Origin of the sequence: Olleya sediminilitoris, assembly GCF_016785945.1 — a bacterium.
Taxonomy (GTDB): Bacteria; Bacteroidota; Bacteroidia; order Flavobacteriales; family Flavobacteriaceae; genus Olleya; species Olleya sediminilitoris.
This window is the reverse complement of the sequence record NZ_JAEMEF010000008.1, coordinates 143528-151719: the sequence shown is the minus strand read 5'-3', so window position 1 is coordinate 151719 and position 8192 is coordinate 143528. Positions and strand designations below refer to the sequence as shown.

General features: G+C 27.7%; 9 protein-coding genes. 6 read left to right on the top strand and 3 right to left on the bottom strand.

All coding sequences use genetic code 11. The features are described from left to right. Positions 1 to 235 precede the first annotated feature (235 nt). The 6 genes from JAO71_RS10505 (at position 236) to JAO71_RS10480 (ending at position 5160) form a co-directional block, all read left to right on the top strand. The gene (locus JAO71_RS10505) at positions 236 to 409 is read left to right on the top strand and encodes a hypothetical protein (RefSeq protein WP_162874867.1); all 174 of its coding nucleotides are present in this window, start codon (positions 236 to 238) and stop codon (positions 407 to 409) included. A gap of 139 nt (positions 410 to 548) precedes the next feature. Then, entirely contained in the window at positions 549 to 2495 is a 1947-nt protein-coding gene (locus JAO71_RS10500) for a tetratricopeptide repeat-containing sensor histidine kinase (protein ID WP_148638461.1), read from the top strand. A 3-nt stretch (positions 2496 to 2498) separates the two neighbouring features. Beyond that, a complete protein-coding gene (locus JAO71_RS10495; RefSeq protein WP_054852556.1) occupies positions 2499 to 3176 on the top strand; it encodes a response regulator in 678 nt (225 codons plus the stop codon). A gap of 353 nt (positions 3177 to 3529) precedes the next feature. Further along, positions 3530 to 3763: an energy transducer TonB gene (locus JAO71_RS10490; RefSeq protein ID WP_203000727.1), complete on the top strand. Its 234-nt coding sequence runs from the start codon at positions 3530 to 3532 to the stop codon at positions 3761 to 3763. A 160-nt stretch (positions 3764 to 3923) separates the two neighbouring features. After that, positions 3924 to 4625: a PDZ domain-containing protein gene (locus JAO71_RS10485; RefSeq protein WP_116823571.1), complete on the top strand. Its 702-nt coding sequence runs from the start codon at positions 3924 to 3926 to the stop codon at positions 4623 to 4625. A 58-nt stretch (positions 4626 to 4683) separates the two neighbouring features. Beyond that, entirely contained in the window at positions 4684 to 5160 is a 477-nt protein-coding gene (locus JAO71_RS10480) for a hypothetical protein (RefSeq protein ID WP_028289408.1), read from the top strand. Positions 5161 to 5164: 4 nt separating this feature from the next. Here the strand turns inward: JAO71_RS10480 and JAO71_RS10475 are convergent, their stop codons facing one another. From JAO71_RS10475 to JAO71_RS10465, 3 genes are read right to left on the bottom strand one after another with little or no spacing between them, the layout of a single operon-like run. After that, positions 5165 to 6037, bottom strand: a complete 873-nt coding sequence (locus tag JAO71_RS10475; protein ID WP_203000725.1) for a hypothetical protein — start codon at positions 6035 to 6037, stop codon at positions 5165 to 5167. Between the two features lie 50 nt (positions 6038 to 6087). Continuing rightward, complete coding sequence (locus JAO71_RS10470) at positions 6088 to 7218, bottom strand: glycosyltransferase (RefSeq protein ID WP_203000723.1); 1131 nt, start codon at positions 7216 to 7218, stop codon at positions 6088 to 6090. Further along, positions 7218 to 8180, bottom strand: coding sequence for a lysylphosphatidylglycerol synthase domain-containing protein (locus JAO71_RS10465; protein ID WP_116823568.1), 963 nt, complete (start codon positions 8178 to 8180; stop codon positions 7218 to 7220). Before JAO71_RS10465 ends, JAO71_RS10470 begins: the two co-directional genes overlap by 1 nt. Between the last annotated feature and the right edge of the window lie 12 nt (positions 8181 to 8192).

Genomic DNA, 8192 nt, shown 5'->3' with positions numbered 1-8192 from the left:
AAATAACATTAGTAGCTCTTTTTTCAATAGTATTATTATCAGCAGTAAGCACTTTAAATGATGCTCCGACAGCAACATCAGAAACAACAGTAAAGCCAGTTGAGGTTAAATTATTAGCAACAAGTGGAATTAAAAAGAATAAGATTCCTACTCAAGGTTAGTCTTTCGAATTTAAGACACCATATCAAACAGCATACAATTAATAGTCAACTCATTTATTAAAATCTTTACGATCATGAAAACTCTTAAAATAACATTAGTAGCTCTTTTTTCAATAGTATTATTATCAGCAGTAAGCACTTTAAATGATGCTCCGACAGCAACATCAGAAACAACAGTAAAGCCAGTTGAGGTTAAATTATTAGCAACAAGTGGGATTAAAAAGAATAAGATTCCTACTCAGGGATAAGTTTATGTTATTTATCATAAATTTGACAGCAACATTTTTTTGAAATAGATTGAATAAATATTTTACTTTATTATTAGCTGTATTATTAACCTGTTTTTGTTTTGGGCAACAGGCTGATTCAATATACTATTATAGGGCTTTGTCCAAAAATGAGGGTTATTCGAATATTGAAAGGATTAAATATGCCGAAAAAGCAGTTTACCTATCTATTAAATTAGATGTAGATAGTACATTATTAAATAGTAATAAAAATTTATCTTATTTATACATTGTAAATCAAAAGTTTGAGAAATTAAAAAATATAAACTTTGAGAATTTAGAATTGGCTTATGAAATTGATGATACTTTATCAGTTGCAAATGCCAATTATAATTTGGGGTATGCTTATTATGGATTGCAAAAAATTGATAGTGCCTATTTTTATTACTTTAATGCAGCTAAACAATATGATAAATTAAAAGATTATAAGCTTCAGGCAGCTGTATTGCTTAATATGGCAAACCTGCAAGAAGCTGAAAGAGATTATATAGGTGCCCAAAACAATGTAATAAAAGCAATTGAGTTGGTTAAAAAACTACCAATAAACGCTTATAATCTGGATACACAATGGTCGTTGTATAATACTATTGGAATAATTACAGGTGAACTACACCAATACGATAATTCAATAGATTTTCATAAAAAGGCTATAAAAAGTATAAATACAACTAAGGCAAGGTTATATTTAAGTTCTGATGATATATATTATTATAAAATTTATTCCAATGTAAATATTGCTTCTACGTATCGTAAAAAAGGGGATTATAATTTAGCGATTGCAAAATGTAAACAAATTATTAAAGACACTAAATTATTAAATGAAGATCCTACAACTTATGCATACATTGTAAATGAGTTAGCTTATTCTAGGTTTTTAAGAGGTGAATCTAATGATAATGAAATAGAATCTTTGTTCAGGCAATCTTACAGTATTTGTAATTCTGTTTCAGATATAGATGTTAAACAGACCGTTTCTGTAAATTTTGCTGAATATTTTAAATCTAGAAATATTTTAGATTCTGCTAACCATTATGCAAATATTGGCTACAAATTAGGTAAGGAGCTAAGCAATAATAAAACAATATTAAAAGCACTTGTTTTAAAATCTAAAATTGAAACTGGTGAAGCTTCAAAACAGTATTTGTATGAGCATATTAAACTTAATGATAGTTTGATATTAGCTGAAAGAGCAAATAGAAATAAATTCATGCGAATTGATTTTGAAACCGACGAAATCAAACAAGAAAATAAGCAAATGTCAAGAGAGCGTTTGTGGTTGTTAATTACCTCTATTAGTTTATTGGTCGTTTTATTCTTTTTATATATATTAAAAACTCAACGTGAAAAAAATAAAGAATTACAGTTAGAGCGTCAACAACAAGAGGCTAATGAAGAAATTTATAACCTTATGTTATCTCAACAAAATAAAATTGATGAGGCTAAAAGTTTAGAAAAAAATAGAATTTCAAAAGATATACATGATGGTATTCTTGGTAAATTGTTTGGTGTAAGATTAAGTTTAGATGGATTAAATATTAGTAAAACAGACGCAGCAACAAAAAAAAGAGGTTACTATATTTCCGAATTAAAAAATATTGAAGAAGAAATAAGAAAAGTATCGCACGAATTAAACTCGGAATTCATTCATCAAGCAGGTTTTCTTGATATTATTACCGCATTAGTTGAAACCCAAATGACAGCTTATAATATTAATTATAGGCTTGATATTCAGGATGATATTAATTGGGAGTCTTTAAATAATAAAATCAAAATTCATTTATATCGTATTTTGCAAGAAACAATGCAAAATACTTATAAACATGCCAATGCAACATTGGTAAATATTTCATTTAAGTATGAAAAAAATCTATTAACTTTAACTGTTTCAGATAATGGATCTGGATTTGATTTAAACAAGTCTAGAAAAGGAATTGGCTTAAAAAATTTAGATTCCAGAATAAAAGAGATTAACGGTAAGTTAAAGATAGAAAGTAAAATTAATAAAGGAACGACAATAACTATCAATGTCATAGTATCAAGTCATTAACCTATGGAAAATAACACATTAAGAATTTTAATGGTAGACGATCATCCAATGATTATTGAAGGCTACCAACATACATTATTAGCTAATAAAAAACCAAATCAAACACTAGATATAGACATAGCAACAGACTGTGACTCAGCTTTAGATGCAATAAAAAAATCAAGAAGTATGGGTAAACCTTACAATATTTATTTTTTTGATATTAGCATTCCTGCTTCTCAAGATGGTATTTATAAATCAGGAGAAGATTTAGCTAAGTATATTAAACAAGTACAACCAGAAGCCAAAGTTGTAATTTTAACTATGTTTAACGAGGTGTACAGAATCCATAGCATTATTAGGTCTATTAATCCTGAAGGTTTTTTAATCAAAAGCGATTTAACCTCTAGTGAGTTAGCTAGTGCTTTTGATGCAATTCAGAATAATCCACCATTTTACACTGGTACAATTACAAATGTGATTAAGCGTAGTATTTTTAATCCAATTGAAGTTGATGAAATAAACCATAAAATGCTTCATTTTTTATCTTTGGGAGTCAAAACCAAAGACCTTGTTGGACATCTTGGAATTACTTTAAGTGCTATTGAAAAACGTAAAAAAAACCTTAAAGATTTGTTTATAGTCGATGACGGAAAAGACGAAACTTTAATAGCAATTGCTAAGGATAAAGGCTATATATAAGCCGTAATGTTAAAATTTTATTTTTTTTCTCTGCTAAAAAACACCTATAGCTTAAGTTATTATTGAAACATGTGGTTTTTGCCACAACCACCTTGTGGTTTTAGCCATAATGACTAACTTTTATATTCTCTATATTTGAATATAACTTTTAGTATAAGTTAATATTATTCCCAAACAAACTTCTTGTTTGATTAATAGCATTTTTTACATTTACACACTTAATAAAGCAACATTCCTCGATGTTGCTTTATTTATTTTTAATACCTATGCTTTTAGCATTGTTAGTTTATGTCTCATGTTCTAACGATCAGTCTACAAATCAAAAAGAAGAGTAAGTTATCGAAACCAAAACTATGGATAATGCCAAGGTGTATGGTCTAACTGAAGATGTATATAGGGTTATTGCTCAGTTTAAAATTACTTCAAAAGTAGATGTAGAAATTATTAAGACTAGAGCTCTGCATGAGGATATAGAGTCGGAAGCTATTAGAGTAATTAATGACTTACCCAAACTAATTCCAGCAACTTTAAATGGTCAGCCAGTTAATGTTAATTATGCCTTACCAATCAAGTTTAAAATATATTAATGGTACTCTAACTACAAAAAAGTCAAAGCCTTGCTTTGGTTTTTTTGTAGTTTAACTGTAAAATATTTTATTTAATCTATAAAGTCTAGTTTTTTTGAACAAATATTTAATTTCTCTAAAAAATACTATATCTTGATGAAGATTATTAAAATACCTTTATATGAAAAGAGCTTTACCTTTATTTATACTTTTATTATCTATTGTAAGTTTCTTACAGGCCCAGACAATACAGCAATGCAAAAACACATGCACGATTGATAAAATTGTTTACGAAACTGCTTTTTTAGGAGTACAATTTGGAAGTCCATGTGATAAGGAAAGCAAAACAGATAAAGGTGTTATTATAATGAAAGTTATTGATGATACAGCAGCAGCAAGCAATGGTTTGCAACCTTATGACTTAGTTTTAGCTATAGACGGTCTAGAGGTTAATAGACGTGGTGATGCTATCAAAGCGGTTAAAGCTTATCAGCCTTTTGATGCTGTAAGGTTTACTATTTTAAGAGACGAAAAAACACTAATAAAAAACATCACTTTAGGTGCAAAAACAACTAAAGTTGTACAGGAGGAAGTATGTTGTGATCAAGCAGTAAGCTCATTATCTAAAGAGAATATTAGTCTATATCCAAACCCAGCTGTTAGTAAATTAAATATAGCTTTTAAACAAGTAGTACAAGGTCAATATAATATTGCTGTTTATATGACCAATGGTGTTTTGGTACAACAATACGACACACAATTTACTAAAGGTGATTTAAACGAAACAATTAGTGTTGATAAATTGGAAGATGGTGTTTACGTTTTAAAAATCACAAAAGACAGTAATACTTACTCAAATTTATTTGTTGTAAAAAGAAATTAGTACGTTACAAGATTTAGTCATTTTAAAAAGTCGTATTTTTCCGCTATATTAGTTAATTATGAAACAAATAGCTGTGACTTTACTACTTTTAATATTGGTGTCTTGCCAGTATTTTAATGTAAAAAAAACGACACCTGAAGCTATTTTGAATGAAGAGTTAAAAACCTTCAATTGGAACGAAGTAGATAATTATCCTAGTTTTTCAGTATGTGATTCATTTCAAGACAAACAAGATATTAAGTATTGTTTTGAAACTACTTTAGCTAATCATATATCAGAGCAATTACAATATCAAACTATCATTGTTAATCAAGATGTTAAGGATACTATCATGTTATCTTTTTTAATTTCTGAAAAAGGAGAACTCCTTATTAAAGATATTGAAATTGATAGTATAACCATTCATGAGATTCCTGATCTAAAAGCTTCAATTACTGAAAGTTTAAATAGTTTACCTCAAATATTTCCAGCAGTAAAACGTGGTCAACAAGTTAAAACACAATTTAAAATGCCAATTGTACTTCAGGTTAATTAAAACTTTATAAATTAAACTTATAACCTATAGCAAAATCTACAGGGAATTGATCTTCATTATCTTGAACAATAGCAAATAAACTATCATATACTATAGTTACAAAACCTGCTCCAATTTTAAAATCTGCACCAAGTCCAAAAATTAATGGCACATCAAACCCGTTGCTTTTATTTTCAATAGTAATAACGTTTTCAGGAGATTCAGGATATTCATAAGTAGACTTTATACTTGAGGTTGTATAAGTTGCAATTTTAGTTTGTGCATAAATGTTAAAAGTTGTTTTATTTATAAATCTAAAACGATAACCTAAAGCAATTTGATTTAAGTTATATTCAAAATCTCTTGTTTTTAACGACGTTCTAAAATTTAAAAAACCAGAATGTGCTGGCATTGCTTTACTTTCAAAAAACTCTAGTTCTGCTCCAAAATAAGTTGCTTTATTATTATCCGGATTATATACAAATGGATGGTTTGTTACTCCTCCAAAAAGTCCTAATCTAGTTTTTAATTTTAAGCTATTATCCTTAAAGGTATAGTTAGGGTTACTGGCTGCATTGGCTTGATTAAAATATTTTTTTAAACTGTAAAGGGTGAATTTTGTTTTTGAAGCATCAAGATTGGTTGCAGATTTTAAAGTGTTTTTGTATTTAAAATTATAATTATTATTAATTTGTTTGGTGTTTGTTAACTCTATAAGTTGTTCAGATTTATCTTTTATAAAGTATCTAAATTGACCATCAAATGTATTCCAAAGTAAATCATAATCACCTTCAACCTCAGTTTTAAGTGCTATAGTTTGATTATTATATGTAAAGTTGTCTTGAGCAAAACTTAAAGTAGTCACTAGTAAACAAAGTAATAAAGTAAGTGTTTTCATGATCTAATGTATTGGTTTACTGCTAATGTAGAATTTTTTAACCTAAATCACTATTTTTTAAACGAACGACCTTTCCATTTGTATGTTGTAAATAAAGAAGTAAATGCTATATAAACACTAAAAAAAGGATATATAAAACAGCTCCATAAAAAATGATGCAATATGTTTTTATTATTTAAAAATTGACTGGTTTTGTAAATTAATATGAAATCTACGCAGCTTTTTAGTGTAAATAAAATACCAACTGTTTTAAAATTAATTTGCTTTATTAAACCAATAACTAATCCAATAATTAAAATGGCATTTGCAAATAAAACCAACACACCAACTAGTTTAGCAAAAGTGTTGTTGTAATTACTGGTTTTGCTTGCCCAGCGTACACGTTGCGCAATTAAATCTTTTAAATTATCTAAAGGCTTTGTAATTACTATAGCATTTTTGTTTTTTAAAAATGTAACAGTATTAGGGTTGTTTAGTAATGCTTTTTCCATTAAAAAAATATCGTCTCCACTAGCAATGTTTGTGTTTCCATTAAAACCATTTAGTGTTTCAAAAAAATCTTTTTTATAAGCTAAATTTGCACCATTACTTAAAAAAGGTTTTTTTATACCAAATCCTCCAATAGTTGCTCCTATAAGACTAATAAAATCTAATGCTTGAAAAGCATGTAAAAGTGATTTGTTATAGTGGTAAGTTACAGGTCCAGCAACCATTTTAACAGCATTGTGTTGGATAAAATCAGCAAAACTGGTTAGCCAATGTTTAGGTAAAATACAGTCAGCATCTGTAGTAATAATCCAATCGTATTTTGCCTGTTTGATGGCGCAAGTTATGGCATCTTTTTTTGGTGATTGTGTTAGGCGTTGGTTTTTTAATATTTTATAATCAATTGTATTATCTTTTAAATTAAAGCAGTTATTAATGGTATTGATCGAAGCGTCTTCTGAGTCGTCATCTACCAAAATAATTTCAAATAAGTGTTTTGGATATTGTAATTGTAATATGGAGTTTATTAAGTGTGGTAAATTTTGGGCCTCATTTCTAAAAGGAATAATAACAGTAAATGCGGTTTTGGGGTTTTGGTTAGTAATAGTTTCTGTTTTTATGGCATCAAAACCAATAATAAGACTGACTATTAATAATAGATAAAGGCATATTATAATTATAAATGTTACAACCATTAGTTTTTAATTAAATCGAATTTTAAAACATAATAACAACCAACAAGACTTGGAATTGCAAAATTTAAGATCCACATTAAAAGTATGCAACTTAAAACGGGTAATTGGGCTACGTTAACCAAACCGAATAAGTATAAGGCAATACTTCCTTTTATAACAACATCAAAAACTGAAATTGTTGGTATGATTGAAGCTAATAAATACATGCTTGATATTATGGTCATGGCTTGCAAGTAATCTAAATTTACATTAAAAAGTTTTAAAATATAGTAAAACTGAAACGAGAATATCAAATATCGTAATAAGGATAATGTCAAGCCAATAAGGCTATGTTTTAATCCTAAATCGGTTAATTTATTTTTAATCTTTATTAAATCAATTTTTTGTAGTCGATACTTTGTTTGTTGTAATATAAAGAAAACAAAAAAAGTAAAGGTTAGTAGTATTAATAGGCCTTTAACAATATTAAAATAATCAAGTGATATAGTGTGATTTTTATAAAATAGAATTAACCCAATACTACCTACTAAAATAGTAATGCTAAGTTGCATTAGGTTGCCTATTAAATTAATAAATACAACCTGTTTACGTTGTGACTTTTTGTAATACATGGCTTTTGCACCATACTCTCCAATACGATTTGGTGTTATTAATGATGCTGTTAAAGATCCTAAACATTGTGCTGAAGCTTGTAAAAAGCTAAGTTTTTTTAGATTTGAGACTAAAAATTGCCACTTTTTGATTTCTAAAAACCAATTTAGAAACGATAAACTAAGTAGTATTAGACCATTTTTGACTGTAAATAAACGGTTTTGTTTCAAAAAAAGCACAAAACCATTAAAATCTAAGTTGTCATTATATGTAATTTTATGATAAATAAAATAAAAAGCACCAACAACTATACTTAATTTAATAAGTACAACAAAGAATTGTTTAGTTTTGTAAGGCAAGCTAAAACGCATTATTAGTTGGGC